General features: G+C 67.6%; 17 protein-coding genes. 9 read left to right on the top strand and 8 right to left on the bottom strand.

Annotated elements, in window-relative coordinates; all coding sequences use genetic code 11:
- Positions 1–111: 111 nt before the first annotated feature.
- Entirely contained in the window at positions 112–1,938 is a 1,827-nt protein-coding gene (locus EIP75_RS15965; RefSeq protein WP_125244265.1) for a glutamine--tRNA ligase/YqeY domain fusion protein, read from the top strand.
- A gap of 6 nt (positions 1,939–1,944) precedes the next feature.
- On the opposite strand, the gene EIP75_RS15960 is transcribed toward EIP75_RS15965, so the two are convergent.
- Complete coding sequence (locus EIP75_RS15960; protein WP_233584902.1) at positions 1,945–2,502, bottom strand: winged helix-turn-helix transcriptional regulator; 558 nt, start codon at positions 2,500–2,502, stop codon at positions 1,945–1,947.
- Positions 2,503–2,578: 76 nt separating this feature from the next.
- Between EIP75_RS15960 and EIP75_RS15955 the strand changes: the two genes are divergently transcribed.
- Both EIP75_RS15955 and EIP75_RS15950 read left to right on the top strand, forming a co-directional pair.
- Positions 2,579–3,373: an alpha/beta fold hydrolase gene (locus EIP75_RS15955; protein ID WP_125244264.1), complete on the top strand. Its 795-nt coding sequence runs from the start codon at positions 2,579–2,581 to the stop codon at positions 3,371–3,373.
- Positions 3,374–3,510: 137 nt separating this feature from the next.
- Positions 3,511–4,926, top strand: coding sequence for an alpha/beta hydrolase domain-containing protein (locus EIP75_RS15950; RefSeq protein ID WP_125244263.1), 1,416 nt, complete (start codon positions 3,511–3,513; stop codon positions 4,924–4,926).
- Between the two features lie 35 nt (positions 4,927–4,961).
- On the opposite strand, the gene EIP75_RS15945 is transcribed toward EIP75_RS15950, so the two are convergent.
- The 3 genes from EIP75_RS15945 to ylqF are packed head-to-tail and all read right to left on the bottom strand — an operon-like array spanning position 4,962 to position 9,530.
- Positions 4,962–6,554 (bottom strand): NYN domain-containing protein, encoded by a 1,593-nt coding sequence (locus tag EIP75_RS15945; RefSeq protein ID WP_233584901.1) that lies wholly within the window; start codon positions 6,552–6,554, stop codon positions 4,962–4,964.
- A gap of 25 nt (positions 6,555–6,579) precedes the next feature.
- The gene (locus EIP75_RS15940) at positions 6,580–8,535 is read right to left on the bottom strand and encodes a 3'-5' exonuclease (RefSeq protein WP_125244262.1); all 1,956 of its coding nucleotides are present in this window, start codon (positions 8,533–8,535) and stop codon (positions 6,580–6,582) included.
- The gene (gene ylqF, locus EIP75_RS15935) at positions 8,532–9,530 is read right to left on the bottom strand and encodes a ribosome biogenesis GTPase YlqF (protein WP_125244261.1); all 999 of its coding nucleotides are present in this window, start codon (positions 9,528–9,530) and stop codon (positions 8,532–8,534) included. Before ylqF ends, EIP75_RS15940 begins: the two co-directional genes overlap by 4 nt.
- Positions 9,531–9,773: 243 nt before the next feature.
- On the opposite strand from ylqF, the gene EIP75_RS15930 reads away from it, so the two are divergent.
- Entirely contained in the window at positions 9,774–10,238 is a 465-nt protein-coding gene (locus EIP75_RS15930) for a response regulator (protein ID WP_158622872.1), read from the top strand.
- Here the strand turns inward: EIP75_RS15930 and EIP75_RS15925 are convergent.
- Positions 10,124–10,942, bottom strand: a complete 819-nt coding sequence (locus EIP75_RS15925) for a trypsin-like serine protease (protein ID WP_158622871.1) — start codon at positions 10,940–10,942, stop codon at positions 10,124–10,126. The genes EIP75_RS15930 and EIP75_RS15925 overlap by 115 nt on opposite strands.
- Before the next feature lie 191 nt (positions 10,943–11,133).
- Here EIP75_RS15925 and EIP75_RS15920 point away from each other — a divergent pair, with 191 nt between their 5' ends.
- From EIP75_RS15920 to EIP75_RS15910, 3 genes are all read left to right on the top strand, one after another.
- On the top strand, positions 11,134–12,576 hold the full coding sequence (locus tag EIP75_RS15920; protein ID WP_125244258.1) for a DHA2 family efflux MFS transporter permease subunit: 1,443 nt from the start codon (positions 11,134–11,136) through the stop codon (positions 12,574–12,576).
- Positions 12,577–12,711: 135 nt separating this feature from the next.
- A complete protein-coding gene (locus EIP75_RS15915; RefSeq protein WP_125244257.1) occupies positions 12,712–13,218 on the top strand; it encodes a DUF1993 domain-containing protein in 507 nt (168 codons plus the stop codon).
- A complete protein-coding gene (locus EIP75_RS15910; RefSeq protein WP_508608330.1) occupies positions 13,199–13,519 on the top strand; it encodes a DUF427 domain-containing protein in 321 nt (106 codons plus the stop codon). The genes EIP75_RS15915 and EIP75_RS15910 overlap by 20 nt, the downstream gene beginning before the upstream one ends.
- 43 nt (positions 13,520–13,562) lie before the next feature.
- Here EIP75_RS15910 and glpK read toward each other — a convergent pair whose 3' ends face one another.
- Positions 13,563–15,074: a glycerol kinase GlpK gene (gene glpK, locus EIP75_RS15905; RefSeq protein WP_125244255.1), complete on the bottom strand. Its 1,512-nt coding sequence runs from the start codon at positions 15,072–15,074 to the stop codon at positions 13,563–13,565.
- A gap of 17 nt (positions 15,075–15,091) precedes the next feature.
- Positions 15,092–15,856 carry a DeoR/GlpR family DNA-binding transcription regulator gene (locus EIP75_RS15900; protein ID WP_125244254.1) on the bottom strand — a complete coding sequence of 255 codons (765 nt, stop codon included), beginning with the start codon at positions 15,854–15,856 and terminating at the stop codon, positions 15,092–15,094.
- Positions 15,857–16,012: 156 nt separating this feature from the next.
- Here EIP75_RS15900 and glpD point away from each other — a divergent pair, with 156 nt between their 5' ends.
- The gene (gene glpD / locus EIP75_RS15895) at positions 16,013–17,647 is read left to right on the top strand and encodes a glycerol-3-phosphate dehydrogenase (RefSeq protein ID WP_199758618.1); all 1,635 of its coding nucleotides are present in this window, start codon (positions 16,013–16,015) and stop codon (positions 17,645–17,647) included.
- A gap of 11 nt (positions 17,648–17,658) precedes the next feature.
- Here the strand turns inward: glpD and EIP75_RS15890 are convergent, their stop codons facing one another.
- Positions 17,659–18,648, bottom strand: coding sequence for a tRNA dihydrouridine synthase (locus tag EIP75_RS15890; RefSeq protein WP_125244252.1), 990 nt, complete (start codon positions 18,646–18,648; stop codon positions 17,659–17,661).
- Between the two features lie 102 nt (positions 18,649–18,750).
- Between EIP75_RS15890 and ppk2 the strand changes: the two genes are divergently transcribed.
- Positions 18,751–19,605: a polyphosphate kinase 2 gene (gene ppk2, locus EIP75_RS15885; RefSeq protein WP_125244251.1), complete on the top strand. Its 855-nt coding sequence runs from the start codon at positions 18,751–18,753 to the stop codon at positions 19,603–19,605.
- Positions 19,606–19,671 lie beyond the last annotated feature (66 nt).

The raw sequence follows: 19,671 nt of genomic DNA, 5'->3' as shown, positions 1-19,671 counted from the left end.
TAACGAAACACAGGGGAGAAAACACCTATGGTTGTTTCAAACGTCGAATCGTTGGGCAGGCGGGGCGTGCGGGCGACGCGGCGGCGGCGGGCTCGATAGAATTGAGGCACCATGAACGCACCCACCCCTGGCGCGCCGGCTCCTGATGCCGGCAAAGAAGACCACAAGCCCACCAACTTCCTGCGCGGCATCATCGACCGCGACCTGGAGCAGGGCACCTACGCCAGCCGCCGCTGGGCTGGCTCGCCCGGCGATGCGGCCCACCAGCAGCAGGGCCAGCCTGATCCGGCCAGGATCCGCACCCGCTTTCCGCCCGAGCCCAACGGCTACCTGCACGTGGGCCACGCCAAGAGCATCTGTTTGAACTTCGGCCTGGCGCGCGATTACGGTGGCGTCTGCCACATGCGCTTCGACGACACCAACCCCGAGAAAGAAGAGCAGGAGTACGTCGACGCCATCCTGGACGCCGTGAAGTGGCTGGGCTTTGGCTGGGATTCCGCCTTCAAGGGCCAGACCGAGAGCCATCTTTACTACGCGAGCAATTACTTCGATTTCATGTACCGCGCGGCCGAGGCGCTGATCACTGCCGGCCTGGCCTACGTGGACGAGCAGACGCCCGACGAGATGCGCGCCAACCGGGGCGATTTCTCGACGCCTGGCAAGGACAGCCCTTTCCGTGGCCGCACGCCCGATGAGAACCTGGCGCGCTTCCGGGAGATGCGTGATGGCAAGCTGCCCGATGGTGCCGCCGTGCTGCGCGCCAAGATCGACATGGCCAGCCCCAACATCAACATGCGGGACCCGGCCATCTACCGCATCCGCCGCGCCACGCACCACAACACGGGCGACACCTGGTGCATCTACCCGATGTACACCTTCGCGCACCCGATCGAAGACGCGCTGGAGCAGATCACCCACAGCATCTGCACGCTGGAGTTCGAAGACCAGCGCCCGTTCTATGACTGGCTGGTGGACAACCTGGCCACGCTGGGCCTGCTCACGCAGCCGGTGCCGCGCCAGTACGAGTTCGCGCGCCTGAACCTGACCTACGTGATCACCAGCAAACGCAAGCTCAAGCAGCTGGTCGATGAAGGCGTGGTCACCGGCTGGGACGATCCGCGCATGCCCACCATCGCCGGCCTGCGCCGCCGCGGCTACACGCCCGAGGCCATCCAGCTGTTCTGCGAGCGCATCGGCGTGAGCAAGTCCGACAGCTGGATCGACTACAGCACGCTGGACATCGCCCTGCGCGACGACCTGGAGAACAAGGCCCACCGCGGCATGGCCGTGCTGGACCCGATCAAGCTGGTGCTGACCAATTGGGACGAAGTGTTTGGTGCTGGCCACCAGGAGGCTTGCTCGCTGCCTGCCTTGCCGCACCCGCCCGAAGGCACCGAATCGCCCGTGCGCCACTTCACGCTGGGCAAGGACGTTTGGATCGAACGCGAGGACTTCGAGGAAGTGCCGCCCAAGGGCTACAAGCGCCTGTTCCCAGGCAACAAGGTGCGCCTGAAGGGCGGCTACGTGATCGAGTGCACCGGCTGCACCAGGGACGCCGATGGCCAGGTCACCGAGGTGCACGCCACGGTGGTGCCCGACACCAAGAGCGGCACGCCGGGTGCCGACACCGTCAAGGTCAAGGCCGCCATCACCTGGGTGGGCGCGGCTGATGGCGTGGCCGCCGAGGTGCGCCTGTACGACCGCCTGTTCACCGATGCCCAACCCGATGCCGGCGGCAAGGACTTCAAGGCCAGCCTGAACCCGGCCAGCGTCAAGGTGGTCACGGCCTATGTGGAGCCTTCGCTGGCCACGGCGCAGCCTGACCAGAAGTTCCAGTTCGAGCGCTTTGGCTACTTCGTGGCCGACCGCCACGACCACGCGCCAGGCAAGCCGGTGTTCAACAAGATCACCGGGCTGAAGGACAGCTGGGCCAAGTAAGCCCGGTCACTCTTTCGCTGGTGCGCGCGGCCCGTTCTCACGGGCCGCGGCCTTTTCAGCCTGGCGTTGGCGCAGCCGCTCGAAATAGGCGATCTGCTGCGGCGTGGCGCCAGGGCCCGGCGCCACGGTCACGTCGTGCAGGCCAAGCGGCCTGCCTTTGCTCGACCGCAAGGCCACGGGCGCGATGTCCTCGCCGCTGCGGCGCTCGACGATGCGCACCGGCGGCCCCTCTGGTGCGGCCGCGTGCTGGTCACCCCACTGGACAAGCGCCACGATGATGGGAAAGAGATCGCGACCCTTGTCGGTCAGAGCGTAATCCATCGCGCGTCCGTTCTCGCTGGTGGCTGTGATCTCCAGGATGCCGTGCGCCACCAGATCTTGCAGGCGCTGCGTGAGCACATTGGGCGCGATGCCCAGGTTGGCCTGGAAGGCGCCGAAGCGCCGCGTGCCGAAGAAGGCCTCGCGGATGATCAGCAGCGTCCACCACTCGCCGATCTGCTCGAGCGAGCGGGCGATGGAACAGCTCATGTCCGAAAACGAGGTGCGACGCATGGTGTCGTCCATGATACTTGCATCAAGCAAGTAAAGCGACTAGGCTTGGGCTACTTTCATCAAGCAAGTTGTTTGCGGAGACATCGCCATGTCCGAGGTTGCCCTGTTCGTCCATTCCACCGGCATCGGTCCCTTCATGTGGACCAAGCTGCTGGCCGATCTGCCCGAAGGCGTGCAGCCGCTCACACCGGCCAATCGCGGCTACAGCCTGATGGACATGCTGCCGCGCGGCACGCCCATCAGCCTGGCCGATGAGGTGGCGCACCTGAAGGCACAGATCCCGGCGGGCACCACCGGCGTGCACCTGGGCGGCCATTCCTATGGCGGGCTGGCCGCGCTGGCGCTGGCCATGGACCCGGCCGTGCCTGTGCGCTCGATCTGGCTGTACGAGCCGGTGCTGTTCGGCTCGCTCAAGGCCGAGCTGGACGCCGATCCGGCCAGCCTGCCCGCGGACGCGGCCGAGCAGGTGCGTGCCTTGTTCGGTGACCCGGATGCCCTGCTCAATGAAGAGACGGGCGGCGACGACACCTGGCTGGAGCGCTTCGTCGATTACTGGAACCAGCCCGGCATGTGGGCTTCGATGCCCGAGAAGGCCAAGGCCATGGCGCGCATGGTGGGCTGGAAGATGTTCCAGGAGGTGCGCATCGTCTCGCAAGAGCCCGAGGCTTTTGGCCATTACCGCCTGACGGTGCCCACCACGCTGGTCTACGGCGAGCACACCACGCCGCCGGCCCGCGAGATGGTGCGCCGCCTGTCCGAGGTCAACCCGGACGCCGAGGTGGTGCGCCTGCAAGGCCTGGGGCACATGGGCCTGGTGGGCGCGCCTGCGGCGGTCAGCGCCACCTTGCAGACGCACTGGCAGCGGGTGGCGGCTGCGGCCTGAGCTTTGTCAGCCCCGGCCCCCACGGATGAGGGGCTGGGCGGGCTTCCCCGGGGTGATTCTGTTCAGTGGCAGAACTATCTTTGCGACGCAGTTGTTAACGACCATCGTTCAATCAACATCGTTGCAGGAGAACACGCATGAACACCCCTTTCCGCACCATGGCCGGTGCCACCTTGCGCCGTGGCACGCTGGCTGCCGCCCTGGCCTGTGCCAGCTGGTCGGCCCTGGCCGCTGTGCCGCAGGCCACCGTCACGCCCACCGCCACGCCGGGCTTCGGTGCGCGCGCCGCATTTTTTGGTGATGCCGATTTCGTCGAGCAGGAAGTGCACCTGTCGGGGCTGGCTCGCAAGTTCAAAGGCTCGGGTTCGCTGGGCAGTGACGGCAAGTGGACGGCCACGGTGGTGTCCAGCGCCACGCCCTACAACACGATGGCCATCGTGCGCCGGCCGGCCGATCCGGCCAGGTTCAACGGGATCGTCTTGGTCGAGTGGCTCAACGTGAGCACGGGCTACCCGCTCGATGTGGACTGGGGCATGGCGCACGAGGCCATCCTGCGCGAGGGCTATGCCTATGTGGGTGTGAACGTGCAGAAGGTGGGCATGCAGGGCGTGCAGAAGCTCAAGCAGTTCGGCGACCGCTACGCCGCGGGCAGCATCCCCGACGACGACATCTCCTACGACATCTTCTCGCAGACGGCCCAGGCCCTGCGCGACCAGAGCGCGCTGCTGCTGGGCAATCTCAAGCCCGCCAAGATCATCGCGACTGGCCACTCGCAATCGGCCATGCGCCTGGCGACCTATGCCAATGCCATCCAGCCGCTGGACCAGGTCTACGACGGCATCCTGATCCACGGCCGTGGCGGCATCGGAACGCGCATCGGCGCGGGCGACAGCCTGCCGTCCAGCTACGTGGTGCGCGCCGACACGAAGGTGCCCGTGTTCGTGCTGCAGTCGGAGATGGACGTGGCCTTCGGGCCCAGCACTTCCAAGCAGCCCGACGGCGCCAAGGTGCGCCACTGGGAGGTTGCCGGCACCTCGCACGCCGACCAGTACCTGCTGGACAACATCGGCGAGGTCAGTGGGCGCGATGTGGGCTGGACCCCGCCCGGCTGCGGCAGCCCCTACAACGCCTCGTCCTTCTACATGGCCGAGAACGCCGCCATCCACCACCTGAAGAACTGGGTGACGGCTGGCACGGCACCGCCCGTGGCGCCCCGCATGGAGCGCGACTGGCTGGGCTTCATCAAGAAAGATGCACACGGCAATGCCGTGGGTGGGGTGCGCCTGCCGGACCTCGAGGTGCCCATCGCCAAATACAGCCACGCCAACTTCACGACGGGCTCGCTGGCCTTCCTGGACCTGTTCGCCTGCGTGGCCGGTGGCAACACCACCTACTTCAAGGCTGACAAGCTCAAGACCCTGTACCCCACGCACGCCGACTACGTGAACAAGGTCAAGGCGGCCGCCGATGCGGCCGTGGCCAAGGGCTACATCCGCCCGGCGGACCGGGATGCGGCCGTCAAGCGGGCGCAGGCCGCAGCCGTGCCTCAGTGAGCTGAGGCAGGGCTGCGCCGGGCGATTGCCCGTCGTCAGGCGTTGCCCGAGCCTTCGGCCGTGCGGGCGGCCTTCTTGGCAGCAGGCTTGCGGGCTGTCTTGCGGGCCGGGGCCTTGGCAGCAGGCTGGTCTGATGCGGCCGGTGCTGCGGTGGCCGAAGGCGCCGCTGCGGCTTCACCTGCGTTCTTGGTGGCCGCCGGCTTGCGTGCACCGCGAGAGCTTGTCTTGCGGGCGGGCTTTGGTGCGGCCTGGCTCGCCGTGGCATCGGCGGGCGCTTCAATGGCCGCTGGTGCTGGCGATGGGGCCGGTGACTGGGCCGGCGGTGCCGCGGCCACCCCACGGCGGTCGTCGTCGCGCGGGTGCACGGCGGGTTCCACGAAGGGGCGGCGCTCGCGGCGCGGCGCCGGGGCAGGGGCTTGCTCCTGCGGGTAGGGCGTGCCGAGCGCTGCAGCCGATTCGCTGTGCGGCGATGCGGGCTCAGTACCTGGGCGTGCGCGCGCGCCATCCTGGCGTGCGCCTTGTGGCGCATTGCCGCCGCGGTCTCCACGGCCACCGCGACCACCGCGGTTACCGCGCTCGTTGCGGCCTCCGCGTTCGCTGCGGTCGCCACGTTCTGTTCGTTCACCGCGTTCCTGGCGTGGCTCACGGGCGGCACCATGTTCTGCCGCGGCTTCAGGGGGCTGCGCCTGGGTGTGGGTCTGAGTGTCCTCACCGTTCTCGAAAGACTCATCGGCATGGGACGGCGACCACCCGGCGGCCTGCGTTGCGGTTGATGCTTGTGCAACCACCGGCTCGGCGGGCTGGCCCGTGCCACGGTACACATAGGCGCCTGATTTCTCATCGCGCCCGAAGGACAGCAGGCCGCGGCTCTGCGCCTCTTCCAGCAGGTTGCCGAAGGTGCGGAAGCCGAAGTAGGACTCGCTGAACCCGGGGTTGCGGCGCTTGAGCGCTTCTTTCAGCACCGAGGCCCAGATGCGGCCGCCATCGTCGCGGTCGGTGACCAGCGCCTCGTAGGTCTCGGCCGCCAGTTCGACGATCTTGGTACGGCGCGCGTCCATCTCTTCGCGGCGGCGGCGCTCTTCTTCAGGCGAGCGGCGCTGCTGCGGCGGATTGTTCTCGCGCTGGTCGCGTTTGGCGGCCTGGCGCTGGCTTTCGCGCACCAGGTCGTCGTAGAAGATGAACTCGTCGCAGTTGGCGATCAGCAGGTCGGAGGTCGAGTTCTTCACGCCCACGCCGATCACGTGCTTGGCGTTTTCGCGCAGCTTGGAGACCAGCGGCGAGAAATCCGAATCGCCCGAGATGATCACGAAGGTGTTGACGTGCGACTTGGTGTAGCAGAGGTCCAGCGCATCGACCACCAGGCGGATGTCGGCCGAGTTCTTGCCCGATTGGCGCACGTGCGGAATCTCGATCAGCTCGAAATTGGCCTCGTGCATGGTGCCCTTGAAGTTGCGGTAGCGCTCCCAGTCGCAATAGGCCTTCTTGACGACGATGCTGCCCTTGAGCAGCAGGCGCTCGAGCACGCGCTTGATGTCGAACTTGTCGTACTGCGCATCGCGCACGCCGAGTGCGACGTTCTCGAAGTCGCAGAACAGCGCCATGCTGATGTGGTCGGGATGTTGGGGCATGTGTTTTCTCAGGGTAAGCCGCGGCTCAGATCAGCCCGGCGTCTAGAAGGTATTTGCTGGGCCGGGCGCCGTCATAGAGGATGGTCAGCCGGTTACGCGCGCGGGTCATGCCCACGTACAGCAGGTTGCGATTGTCGGTGGTATTGCCGCCGACGGCGAATTCGCCTTTGTTGAGGCCCGGCAGGATCACGTGATCGAACTCCAGGCCCTTGGCGGCCTCGATGCTCGACAGCAGCACGCACTGCTTGCTGCGCATGGCCTTGTGCCGCAGTTCACGGGCGTTCATGGCGCGGAAGAAGGATTCGACATTGTCGAAGGTCGAGGCCGACTGGATCAGCCCACGGATGTTGGCGCCGACCTGTTCGATGTCGTCGGCGCGCACCATCACGCGGGCGGCCAGGCGCTGCGGCGACAGCACGCGGGTGAACCTCTCCATCAGCAGATCGGTGGCATTGGCGCTGATCACGTCCAGCGCGGCCTCGACCAGGTTCTGGATGTGCGAAGGGGCGTTGCGCAGCACCTGGTTGTCGATGAAGGGCGTCGCCAGGCCGGGCTGGTTGGCCACTTCCTTGATGGCCAGCAGTTCGGCCTGCTGCTGCTTCTCGTGATCGGTGGTGTCCACTTCGACGAAGGAGCCGCAGAACAGCAGCAGCGACTTCAGGATGCGCACGCGCGTGTCGATGTCTTCGATGGCGGCGAACTCGCCCCGGGCATGGGCCATCAGGCCGCGCACGAACAGCACCTCGGGCCGCATCAGGTAGGGATCGAAGCCGGCGGTGCGGTAGTCCAGGCCCTGGTCAAGCAGGTGGTTCTCCAGCTCGACCGACTGGTGCGGCTGGCGCAGCAGGATGGCGGTTTCCGAGGCGGGGGATGTGGCCGCCAGGCCATCGCGGTTGCGGATCGACTGGGCGATGTGCCAGTGCGCCTCCTTGGCCAGATCGCAGCGCAGCACGTTCACGGCGGTGTCGTGCGCGCTTTGCGACTGGTAGCGCTTGGACGCCAGGCGGCCCACGTGCTGGGCCAGCCCGAGCCCGAAGCGGTAGGAGCTGCTCAGGGGCAGGCGCTGCGCGGGGGCGATCTCGCGGTCGAAGGTCTCGCCCATGAAGCTGGCATCGGCGCCTGCGGTGGCGTGGATCACCTGGTCGCGGTCGCCGAAGCCGATGAAGGCGGCGGGGTTCTGGCGCAGCACCTGCTGCAGCACCGTGAACATGGCGCGGTTGGTGTCGTGCATCTCGTCCAGCAGCACCAGGTGCAGTCCCAGCGCCACGGGATGCTCGCCTTCGAGCAGGGCGTCTTCGCTCAGCAGCAGGCGGGCCAGGTCGTAGGTGGCGTCGTCCGGGGCGCGGAAGGCGGGGCGGTCCGGGTGGCCGCCCCGGCGCAGGTGCTCGTAGGCATAGAACACGCGCAGGGTGAGGTAGTCGTGGCCCAGGTCGCTGGCCAGGGCTGGGGTCAAGGTGCGGTCGGCGGCTTCGAAGGTCAGCTGCAGCGTGCCCTTGAGCCGCGCGAACGAGGCCAGCAGGCCTTCGATGCTGCCTTCACCGGATCCTTCGAGCGTGAACTCGTCGCGGTGGCGTTCGTCCTGGTTGGACAGCACGTGGTCGATCGCCTGCAGCACATGGGGCTTGAGCTGCTCGGGGGCGGTGTAGCGCGTCACCCCCGGGCCTTCGATGCTGGCCAGGCGATCAGCGCAGAACTGGTCGAAGGTCTGGATGCGCAGGCGGTTGCGCACCTGGGCCGGGATGCCGATGCGGTCCAGCGCCAGGCGCAGCGAGGTGACGGCCGCCTGGGTGTAGGTGAGGGCCACGATGTGCTCGAGCTGGGCGCCACGCTCCAGTGCCTGGGCCAGGCGCAAGGCCAGGGTGGTGGTCTTGGCCGCGCCGGCGTTGGCTTCGACAACGACATGCCGGTGGCGCTCCAGCTGGATCGCGCGCTGCTCGGCGGTGGGGTTCAGGCCCCTGGGCTGGAAGACGGCGTCCGTCATTCACCGTCCGGACCGTGGTCGGCCTCATCGGTCTCATCGGCCTCTTGCTCGACGGGGCCGGCCGCTGCGCCGCCACGGCGCTTCTTCTGGCGCGCCAGCTTCTTGGCCTGGCGTTCTGCCTCGATGGCCTCGGCCGCGGCGAGCCAGGCGCTGAACTCCTCGGGTGTCTCCAGCGTGATGCGGCCCAGCGACAGGTCACGGAAATCGTTGAGCGCGACCTCGGAAGCCTTCTGCATGTTCACGCGGCCGCCGCTCATCACGGCGCCGCGGCGCCGCCCGATTTCTTCGAGCAGTTCTTCATCGTGCCGCTGGGGGATGGTGTCCGGGTCGGCCAGCTTGAAGCGCGCCACCAGGCGGTCGGCGTAGGGGCCCTTGAGGCTGTTGATCAGCTCCAGCGCCACTTCTTCTTCATCGTAGGCGTTGCGGCCCACGGCGCCGCTGGCGGCCAGGTGGTAGCCGGCCTTGTCGACGATGATCTTGGGCCACAGCATGCCGGGGGTGTCGAACAGGTAGACATCGTCGGCCAGGTTGATGCGCTGCTCGATGCGGGTCACGCCGGCCTCATCGCCGGTCTTGGCGGCCTTGCGGCCGGCCAGGGTGTTCATCAGGGTGGATTTGCCCACGTTGGGCACGCCGCAGATCATCAGGCGCAGGGGCTTGGTCATGCTGCTTCGATGCGGTGCCAGCTCGCGGCAGGCTTGCAGCAGGCGCTGGGCGGGCCGGGGCTCGGAGGCATCCAGCCCGATGGCCTTGGTGTCGGGCAGGGCGTTGTAGTGGGCCAGCCAGGCTTCGGTGCGGGCGATGTCGGCCATGTCCTGCTTGTTGAGCACCTTCAGGCGGCGGCGGTGCCCGGTCATCTCGGCCAGCATCGGGTTGGCGCTGGAGCCGGGCAGGCGGGCATCCAGCAACTCGATGACGACGTCGATGTCCTTGATGCGTTCGGCGATGGCTTTCTTGGTCACGTTCATGTGACCGGGAAACCACTGGATGGACATGGGGCGTTCTCGTTTCTTGCGGGGCTTGTCGAAGGGGCCAGGCGTTGGCCAGCCTCGATTGTCAGGCCTTCCGCGGCAGAAACCCTGTGCGGCGTTTTGACAACCCGTTACCAAAAGCGGTGGCGCTTGTCATGACAGGCCGACAGAATAGGCGCGGAAATGGCAGATGTGGCAGATATCGCAAGTGTGTCGGCGTGGGTCACCTAGGGGCAAATGGTGTTGAAAAACCATCGGTGCAGGGTCTTGCTGGTCGAGGACGACTTCCGCAGCGCGGAGGTGGCCAAGTCCATCCTGGAGTACCTCGAATGCGACGTGATCGTGGCCCGCTCAGGGGCCGAGGCCGTGGGCGCCGTGCGGCAGGATGCGTTCGACCTGGTCCTGATGGATGTGGGCCTGCCCGTGATGAACGGCCTGGACGCCACCCGCCTGATCCGCGCCCATGAGCAGGCCCTGGGCCTGCCGCCGGTCTACATCGTGGCGCTGACGGCGCTGACCATGCCGCATGAGCTCGATGAATGCATGACGTCGGGCATGGACGAGGTCATGACCAAGCCGTTCTTCATCGAGCGGCTGCAGCGCGCCATCCTCAATGCCTACCGCGTGACCCGCTGGCCACGGCGGGCCATCACCGCGGCGATCAGCCCACCGGCGATGATCAGGGCCGGCAGGGACGGCTCGGCCACGGCCGAGACCCAGGTGACCTGCTGACCGCCATAGGTGCTCAGGGTGCTGTCGATCCAGCTTTTATACGCAGACACCTGCACGTAGCCGGACAGTGAGGGCGAGCCGTCATCGAAGGTGATGAGGGCCGACGCAATGCCCAGCAGGACGGCACCGCTGGAATCACTGACCTGGCCAAGGAAGAGGCCACTGCCACTGTCACCGCCTTGCACCGTGGCACCTTGCGTGATCAGCCAGTTCACGGTGTGGCTGCCAGTGTCCACGTCGTCCGTGGTGGTCGCGGCAATGGCCGTGGTGCTGGCGTACCCCCTGGGCTGCTGGTTTTGCGCGCTGGCGGCGGTCAGGGGGCCGAGGGTGCTCACCTGGCTGTTCTGGATCGCCGTGTCGTTGAGCACCGCATGCTCGCCGCTGATCGAGGTCAACAGGCGCACCAGGGCGATGTCGTTGGCCGGGAAGGCTTCGTTGCTGAACAACACCACCTGGCTGATCACCGAGGTGCCCAGCGACGAGCTGAAGGTGGTGGCGCCGGTGGACACGCCCTTGGCCACGTGGGCGGCGGTGAGCACCCAGTTGTCGGCGATCAGCACCCCGCTGGTGCCGCCGATTTCACCCACGACGGCGAAGTTGCTGGTGGCCGTGCCACCTTGAAGCGCATAGGCGGGCAGGGCCGCCAGGGCCAGGCCGGCGGTGAGGGTGAGCGCAGTGGCCCAGGCAGTCAAAGTCCTCTTCATGATGGATCCCCATGTTGCTGAATTGAATAGCTTGTAAGCATTGATTGTGGGAGATCTTGGACGCAACGCGACAATCTCCCATGAATCGAAGGGTGAGACATGCGGGCGAGCAGGACTTTGTGCAAGCATGTCGCCCGTGTTGTTGTGGACGCTGTACACAAGCAAGCGTCATCCACAGGGAGCTTTTCTAGATGCCTCATCGAATCGAGGGCCGCCAGCGCTGGGCGGCCTTGGCCGTGTTGTGCCTGGGTGTGCTGATGATCGTGCTGGACACGACCATCGTGAACGTGGCGCTGCCGTCCATCAAGGCCGACCTGGGTTTTTCCGAAACCGCATTGGTGTGGGTGGTCAACGCCTACATGCTGACCTTCGGCGGCTTTTTGCTGCTGGGTGGGCGCCTGGGAGATCTGTTCGGGCACCGGCGGCTGTTCCTGGCGGGCATCACCGTGTTCACACTGGCCTCGCTGGCCTGCGGGGTGGCGCCATCGCAGGGGCTGCTGATTGCTGCACGGGCGGCCCAGGGCCTGGGCGGTGCGGTGGTGTCGGCGGTGTCGCTGTCGTTGATCATGAACCTGTTCACCGAGCCGGGCGAGCGTGCCAAGGCCATGGGGGTGTACGGCTTCGTGTGCGCGGGCGGTGGCAGCATCGGCGTGCTGCTGGGCGGGGTGCTGACCAGTTCGCTCAGCTGGCACTGGATCTTTCTGGTGAACCTGCCGATCGGCGTGGCCGTGTACGCGCTGTGCGTGATGCTGCTGCCTGGTGGCAAGGCGCAGGGCGCGGGCGGGCGCCTGGATGTTGCAGGCGCACTCACCGTGACGAGCTCGCTCATGCTGGCGGTCTATGCCATCGTCAATGGCAACGAGGTGGGCTGGGCCTCGGCGCAGTCGCTGGGCATGCTGGGCGCGGCTGCGGTGCTGATGGCGCTCTTTCTGGTGATCGAATCGCGTGTGGCCGATCCCCTGATGCCGCTGAGCCTGTTCAAGCTGCGCAACGTGGCCGTGTCCAACGTGGCCGGCGTGCTGTGGGCGGCGGCCATGTTCGCGTGGTTCTTCATCTCGGCGCTGTACATGCAGCGGGTGCTGAACTTCACGCCCATGCAGGTGGGGCTGGCCTTCCTGCCGGCCAACATCATCATGGCGCTGTTCTCGCTGGGCCTGTCGGCCAAGCTGGTGATGCGCTTCGGCATCCGCAGGCCCCTGGCCGGTGGCTTGTTGGTGGCCACGGCCGGGCTGGCGCTGTTCGCGCGGGCGCCGGTGGACGGCACCATGCTGGCGGATGTGGTGCCCGGCATGGTGCTGCTGGGCCTGGGGGCTGGGGTGGCCTTCAATCCCATGTTGCTGGCAGCCATGAGCGATGTGGCCCCCAGCGAGTCAGGGCTGGCCTCGGGGGTGGTCAACACCTCCTTCATGATGGGCGGGGCGGTGGGCCTGGCGGTGCTGGCCAGCCTGGCCGATGCGCGCACCCACGCCTTGACGGCGGCGGGGAACACCCTGCCGGTGGCGCTCAGCGGGGGCTACCAGCTGGCCTTTGTCGTCGGGGCCGGTTTTGCCCTGGTGGCGGGTTTGCTGGGGGCGCTGCTGCTGCGCCCTGGGGTGCAGGCAGGTGTGGGGCAAGGGCCTGCGGCCATGCATTGATGGGCTCGCCAAGGCGATAAACATCGGTGGGCGCAGAGGTGGCGAGGCCGCGCGCTGCACGATCACGCCGGATGCGGTGTAATGCGCGCAATCCTCGTCCGATCCACGTCCACCCCTGACACCACGGAGCCCCTCATGACCATCTCGATGTACGCTGCCAGCGTCGTGCCCGCCACGCGAACCCTCAAGGCCCTGTCCAGCATCCTGGGCAAGGCGCAGGCCCATTGCGAGGCCCGCAAGATCGATCCACAGGCTTTCCTGAACTCGCGCATCTTCCCGGACATGTTCCCGCTGGTGCGCCAAGTGCAGATCGCGTCCGACATGATCAAGGGCGGTGTGTCGCGCCTGGCCGGCGTGGAGATCCCGCGCTTCGACGATGTCGAAACCAGTTTCGAAGAGCTGCAGGCCCGCATCGCCCGCACGCTGGATTACCTGGCCACCTTCAAGCCCGAGGACATCAACGGCAGCGAAGACCACACCATCCTGATCGTGCGCTCCACCGGCACGGTCGAATACACCGGCCTGCCTTACCTGACCGAGCAGGTGCTGCCCAATTTCTACTTCCACGTGACGACGGCCTACAACCTGCTGCGCCACGGCGGGGTCGAGATCGGCAAGAAAGATTTCCTGGCCAACCACTGAAGCGCCTACGGAGACACGCATGAAAGCCATCTGGAACGGCACCGTCGTGGCCGAAAGCGACGACACCGTGGTGCTCGAGGGCAACCACTACTTCCCGGCCAGCGCGCTCAAGCAGGAGTACGTGCTGAGCAGCAACCACCGCACCTCGTGCCCATGGAAGGGGCAGGCGTACTACCACACGCTGTTCGTGGATGGCGATGCCAACCCGGATTCGGTCTGGTACTACCCTGAGCCCAGCGAGGCCGCGGCCGAGATCAAGGGCCGCGTGGCCTTCTGGAAGGGCGTGAAGATCGAGGAGTGAGCACGCGCGGTGGTGTGCGTGGTGGTTTGCGCGGGGTACAGGCTCAGTCAGCCACCACCTTGGACACGGCGTGCTGCCATTGCTGCATCAGGGCTTCGGCCTGCGGGCGGGCCATGGTGGGCATGAATCGGCGCTCCACGCGCCACTGGGCGGCCAGCTCGTCCAGGCCTGCGTACACCCCTGTGGCCAGGCCCGCCAGGTAGGCGGCGCCCAGCGCGGTGGTTTCCGTCACCTGCGGGCGCACCACCGGGATGCCGAGCAGATCGGCCTGGAACTGCATCAGCAGATCGTTGCGGCAGGCGCCGCCATCCACACGCAGCTCGGACACCTCGGTGCCGCCACCGGCGCGGATGTCGGCGGCCATGGCCTGCAGCAGCGCCGCACTCTGGAAGGCGATGCTCTCCAGCGCGGCGCGGGCGATGTGGGCCACCGTGGTGCCGCGGCTCAGGCCCAGGATGGCGCCCTTGGCGTGCGGCTTCCAGTAGGGCGCGCCCAGGCCCGTGAAGGCGGGCACGAAGACCACGCCGCCGGCATCGGGCACATCCAGCGCGAGCTGCTCCACCTGGTGGCTGCCTTCGATGGCCTGCAGGCCGTCACGCAGCCACTGCACCACGGCACCCCCGATGAAGACGCTCCCCTCTTGCGCGTAGGCCGCCTGTGCCGACGGCGTGGCGGCCATGGTGCTGATCAGGCCGTTGTGCGAATCGAAGCGGCGCCCGCCCGTGTGCGTGAGCAGGAAGCAGCCGGTGCCGTAGGTGTTCTTGGCCAGGCCCGGCGTGAAGCACGCCTGGCCGAACAGCGCGCTTTGCTGATCGCCCGCCATGGCCGCGATGGGCACGCTGGCGCCGCCGAACAGGCTGGCGTGCGTGTGGGCGAACACGTGCGATGAGGGGTGCACCTCGGGCAGCAGCGAGCGGGGGATGTCGAACAGGGCCAGCAGGTCGTCGTCCCACGTCTGCGTGCCGATGTTGAACAGCATGGTGCGCGAGGCATTGCTCGCATCCGTGGCGTGCAGCGCGCCCTGTGCGGCCGTGCCGCCGGTGAGCTGCCACAGCAGCCAGCTGTCGATGGTGCCGAAGGCGAGCCTGCCTTGCTGGGCCAGGTCACGTGCCCCCGGCACGTTGGCCAGGATCCAGGCCAGCTTGGTGGCCGAGAAGTAGGCATCCACCACCAGGCCGGTGCGCTCGCGGATCAGGGCCTCGTGGCCTTGATCGCGCAGTTGCTGGCACAGGGCTTCGCCGCGCCTGTCCTGCCAGACGATGGCATGGCCGACGGGCTCGCCGGTGTCGCGGTGCCAGACCAGGGTGGTCTCGCGCTGGTTGGTGATGCCGATGGCATGCACCTGCCCAGCGGTGATGCCGGCCTTGGCCAGGGCTTCACGCGCGGTGGTCAGCTGCGAGCGCCAGATCTCCATCGCGTCGTGCTCGACCCAGCCGGGGCGCGGGAAATGCTGGTGGAACTCCTGCTGCGCGATGGCGAGCATCTCGCCGGCCTCGTTGAACACGATGCTGCGTGAGCTGGAGGTGCCTTGGTCGAGGGCGAGGATGTGGGCCATGGTGGGGTGCGGGTGGTTCAGGGGACGACGACGCAGTCTATGCCGGCCTCGGCCAGCAGGGCAGGGAAGGGCTCGGGCGGTGGCGCATCGGTGAACAGCCGATCGATCTGGTCCAGGCGGGCCAGTTCGACCATGGCGGGGCGGTTGAACTTGCCCTGGTCCGCGGCCAGCCACACCTCGCGGCTGTGCTCGATCAGGGCCTGCGCCACCTTCACCTCGCGCAGATCGTAATCACGCAGGGTGCCATCGGGCTCGATGCCCGAGATGCCGATCAGGCCGATGTCGACGCGGAACTGCCGGATGAAATCGACCGCCGTCTCGCCCACGATGCCCCGGTCGATCGGGCGCATCACGCCGCCAGCCACGATCACCTCGCACGAGGCGTTGCCCGCCAGGATGCCGGCCACGTTCAGGTTGTTGGTGATGACGCGCAGGCCCTGGTGGTTCAGCAGCTCGCGCGCGATGGCTTCGGTGGTGGTGCCCAGGTTGATCAGCAGCGAGCAATGGTGCGGGATGGCCTGGGCCACGGCGCGCGCGATGCGCTGCTTGCCCGCAGCGTTGAGCTCCTGCCGCTGCTGGTAGGCCAGGTTCTCGGTGGTGGATCGGGGCAGGCGCACGCCGCCGTGGTAGCGCGCCAGCAGGCCGGCCTGGGCCAGCAACTGCACATCGCGGCGGATGGTCTGCAGCGTCACGCCCAGGGACTCGGCCAGGTGCTCGATGCTGATCACGTCTTGCGCGCGAACTTGTTCGAGCAGGCGTGTCTGGCGCGGATTGAGGTTCATGGCGCGATCATAAGCGAAGCATTTCACACAAAAAAGAATTTAAACGAACTACAATGCGCTGAAGCGAACTGATTCGAGCGCCACCCGGCGCTCGGTCTGATCTGGAGCCTGCCCGTGGACACCACCGCCTTGCCTGCCGACCACCCGGATGCCGACCTGGAAGCGGCGCTGAATCCGGCCATCCCGCACACCTGTGACGTGCTGGTGGTGGGCGGGGGCATCAACGGGGCGGGCATCGCCCGCGATCTGGCGGGGCGCGGCTTCAAGGTGCTGCTGGTGGAGCAGCATGATCTGGCGGCACACACCTCGTCCTCGTCCACCAAGCTGATCCATGGCGGGCTGCGCTATCTGGAGCACCGCGAGTTCTCGCTGGTGCGCAAGGCCCTGCAAGAGCGCGAGGTGCTGCTGCGCAGCGCGCCGCACATCATCAAACCGCTGCGCTTCGTGATGCCGCACGACCCGCACATGCGCCCGGCCTGGTTGATCCGCCTGGGCCTGTTCCTGTACGACCATCTGGCCCGGCGAGAGGTGCTGCCGGGCTCGCGTGGTGTGGCCCTGCGCGGGCACCGGCTGGGCGCGCCGCTGCAGACGCGCTTCAAGCGCGGCTTCGTCTATTCCGATGGCTGGGTGGACGATGCCCGCCTGGTGGTGCTCAACGCGATGGACGCGCGTGAGCGCGGCGCCACCGTGCTCACGCGCACCCGCTGCGTGCGGGCCACCCGTGGCGAGCAGGGCTGGACGGTGCGGCTGCAGCGTGAGGCGCTGACCCCACAGGGGCAGCCCGGCCTGCACACCGTGAAGGCGCGCATGCTGGTCAACGCGGCCGGCCCGTGGGCCCATGCCTTCCTGCGCGACGTGGCCAGTGCGCCTGGCGGCGAGGCGCTCACACGGCACAGCCTGCGCCTGGTCAAGGGCAGCCACATCGTGGTGCCGCGCCTGTTCGAGCATGAGCACGCCTACATCTTCCAGGCGCGCGATGGCCGCATCATCTTCGCGATCCCGTACGAGCAGAAGTTCACCCTGATCGGTACCACCGATGTCGAGGTGCCTTCCATGCCCGACCAGGCCCGCATCAGCGACGAGGAAACCGCCTACCTGTGCGAGCAGGCCAGCGCGTATTTCAGGGCGCCGGTGCAACCCGACATGGTGCTGTGGAGTTATGCCGGTGTGCGCCCCCTGCTGGAAGACGCCCATGCCGATGCCTCGGCCGTGACGCGCGACTACCTGCTGGAAACCTGCGCCCATGGCGCGCCCTTGATGACGGTGTGGGGCGGCAAGATCACCACTTACCGCAAGCTGGCCGAAGAGGCGGCCACGCAGATCGGGCAGATGTTGGGCGATGGGCGCGGTGCCTGGACCCGCCAGTCCCGCCTGCCCGGCGGCGATCTGGATGCCTGGATCGGCCCGCCCCTGCGGCCCGACCGCGACATGCAGGCCTTTTTGTCGCGCTGGCGGCACAAGCACCCCTGGCTGCCCCTGGCCCTGGCCGAGCGCTGGACGAAGGCCTATGGCGCACGCGCCGAGCGGGTGCTCGGTGGCGCCACCACGCCGGCGGGGCTGGGGCGGGAGGTGGCACCCGGCCTGTACGAATGCGAGCTGCGCTACCTGGTGCGCCACGAATGGGCCAGGTCTGCCGATGACGTGCTGTGGCGGCGCAGCAAGCTGGGCTTGCACCTTACGCCGGAGCAACGCCTGCAGGTGCAGGCCTGGATGGCCGCGGCTGTGCAGGGCGCGGTGACGGCCGGCACCGTGGGTGCAGAGGTGGTGCCTGCAATGGCCGAGGCCACCTGATCTGCCGGTGCTCAGGCTGCCAGTGGCATCGCGGCCTGGGCGCCTTCTTCGATGCCCAGCCAGGCCGAGATGGCCCGCGAATCCGTGATCGTGCGCACCGACTGGTAGGCCTCTTCGGCCTCCGGGAAACGGCGGCGCAGGAAGTTCAGCCACTGCTTGAGGCGGCCGGCGCGGTGGCGGGGCTCGATGTGGGCTTCGATCAGGCCCCAGAAGATGTGCAGCAGCGGTTGCAGTTCGGGCCAGCCGGGCAGGGACGTGCCATGGGCTGGTGTGCCGTGTTGCACCGCATAGCGGATGGCCAGTGCCAGCCCGGGGTCGGTCACGATGCCGCGGCCCAGCATCAGGTCTGCGCTGCCGGACACCTCGCGGCAGCGCAGGGCGTCGTCCACCGTCCAGATCTCGCCATTGGCCACCACCGGGATGCTCACGGCGGCACGGATGTCGGCGATGCGGTCCCAGTACGCCGGCGGCCGATAGCCGTGGGCCTTGGTGCGGGCATGCACCACCAGCTCGCAGGCGCCGCCCGCGGCCAGGGCCTGGGCGCAATCCAGCGCCAGGCTGTCGTCCTCGAAGCCCAGGCGCATCTTGGCCGACACGGGCATGTCGGCCGGTACCGCGCGGCGCACCGCGGCGACGATGCGCTCCAGCAGTTCAGGCTCTTGCAGCAGGGCCGCGCCGCCCCCATGGCGGTTGACGATCTTGGCCGGGCAGCCGAAGTTGAGGTCGATGCCTGCAGGCCCCAGGCCGGCCAGGCGCGCGGCGTTGTCGGCCAGGCAAGCGGGGTCCGAGCCCAGCAGCTGGGCGCGCACGGGCACGCCGGCCGGGGTGAGGCCGGCATGCCGGAGTTCCGGCACGATGCGGTAGAAGACGCGCTCGGGCAGCAACTGGTCCGTCACGCGGATGAACTCGGATACGCAGCGGTCGATGCCGCCGACGCGGGTGAGGATGTCGCGCAGGGCGAAATCCAGCAGACCCTCCATCGGCGCGAGCAGGATGTTCATGGCAACAGGTGGGCGGGCACGCGGCGCGCCAGGACGAAAGGCGCTAGTGTACGAAGATGGCGCGCTCTGTGCGCGCCCCCTCAGCCTCAGGAGACCTGATCCATGCCGGACAAAAAGAGCCGTTCAGGCGACGACCGTGACAAAGATGCGAAGAAGGGTGCCAAGAGCGATGGCAAGGCCGATGGCCGACTGGGCCGCAAGGAGTACGAGGAGCTGCTGGCCCCCTTGCACCTGGAGCTCGACCGCGTGGCCCGCTGGGTGCAGCACCGGGGCAAGCGCCTGGTGGTGTTGATCGAAGGCCGCGACACGGCGGGCAAGGGCGGCGTGATCAACGCCATCAGCCAGGTCATGAGCCCGCGTCAGTGCCATGTGGTGGCCTTGCCCAAGCCCAGCGAGGACGAGCGCACGCAGTGGTACTTCCAGCGCTACGTGTCGCACCTGCCGGCCGGCGGCCACATCGCGCTGTTCGACCGCAGCTGGTACAACCGCGCCGGTGTCGAGCGCGTGATGGGCTACTGCTCCGAGGACGAGGCCAAGCGCTTCCTGGCGCAGGCGCCGCAGTTCGAGCGGATGCTGGTGGACGACGGCATCCTGCTGTTCAAGTACTGGCTGACGGTGGACCAGGCCGAGCAGGAGCAGCGCCTGGCCGAGCGCCGCGACGACCCGCTCAAGCGCTGGAAGCTGTCGCCCATCGACCTGCAGGCGCGCGAGAAGTACGCCGAGTACGGCAAGGCCCGCGATGCCATGCTGCGCGCCACGCACACCGAGCATGCCCCCTGGACCCTGGTGGATTTCAACGACCAGCGCCGCGGCCGCCTGACCCTGATCCGCCACCTGCTGGACCAGTTGCCCGATTGCGACGTACCGGAGCAGCCGCTGGAGTTTCCTCCGCTGAGCGGCAAGCCCGGCAAAGAGGTGTTCCGTGGGCCGCTCAAACCCATCGATAGCGGGTTCTGAGCCGTGGGCTGGCCGCGCACGGCTCGGCTTTGTCAAGCTTGTTGGCAGGGGTGGAGTTCGTAAAGT

The sequence above is a fragment of the Aquabacterium soli genome, assembly GCF_003933735.1.
Lineage (GTDB): Bacteria > Pseudomonadota > Gammaproteobacteria > Burkholderiales > Burkholderiaceae_C > Aquabacterium > Aquabacterium soli.
The sequence above is the reverse complement of the archived record's forward strand: the minus strand, read 5'-3'. Positions and strand labels throughout refer to the sequence as shown.

Coding starts and splice junctions, on each gene's coding strand:
- EIP75_RS15965 (WP_125244265.1), top strand. CDS start 112: ATGAACGCACCCACCCCTGGCGCGCCGGCTCCTGATGCCGGCAAAGAA.
- EIP75_RS15960 (WP_233584902.1), bottom strand. CDS start 2,502: ATGGACGACACCATGCGTCGCACCTCGTTTTCGGACATGAGCTGTTCC.
- EIP75_RS15955 (WP_125244264.1), top strand. CDS start 2,579: ATGTCCGAGGTTGCCCTGTTCGTCCATTCCACCGGCATCGGTCCCTTC.
- EIP75_RS15950 (WP_125244263.1), top strand. CDS start 3,511: ATGAACACCCCTTTCCGCACCATGGCCGGTGCCACCTTGCGCCGTGGC.
- EIP75_RS15945 (WP_233584901.1), bottom strand. CDS start 6,554: ATGCCCCAACATCCCGACCACATCAGCATGGCGCTGTTCTGCGACTTC.
- EIP75_RS15940 (WP_125244262.1), bottom strand. CDS start 8,535: ATGACGGACGCCGTCTTCCAGCCCAGGGGCCTGAACCCCACCGCCGAG.
- ylqF (WP_125244261.1), bottom strand. CDS start 9,530: ATGTCCATCCAGTGGTTTCCCGGTCACATGAACGTGACCAAGAAAGCC.
- EIP75_RS15925 (WP_158622871.1), bottom strand. CDS start 10,942: ATGAAGAGGACTTTGACTGCCTGGGCCACTGCGCTCACCCTCACCGCC.
- EIP75_RS15920 (WP_125244258.1), top strand. CDS start 11,134: ATGCCTCATCGAATCGAGGGCCGCCAGCGCTGGGCGGCCTTGGCCGTG.
- EIP75_RS15915 (WP_125244257.1), top strand. CDS start 12,712: ATGACCATCTCGATGTACGCTGCCAGCGTCGTGCCCGCCACGCGAACC.
- glpK (WP_125244255.1), bottom strand. CDS start 15,074: ATGGCCCACATCCTCGCCCTCGACCAAGGCACCTCCAGCTCACGCAGC.
- EIP75_RS15900 (WP_125244254.1), bottom strand. CDS start 15,856: ATGAACCTCAATCCGCGCCAGACACGCCTGCTCGAACAAGTTCGCGCG.
- EIP75_RS15890 (WP_125244252.1), bottom strand. CDS start 18,648: ATGAACATCCTGCTCGCGCCGATGGAGGGTCTGCTGGATTTCGCCCTG.
- ppk2 (WP_125244251.1), top strand. CDS start 18,751: ATGCCGGACAAAAAGAGCCGTTCAGGCGACGACCGTGACAAAGATGCG.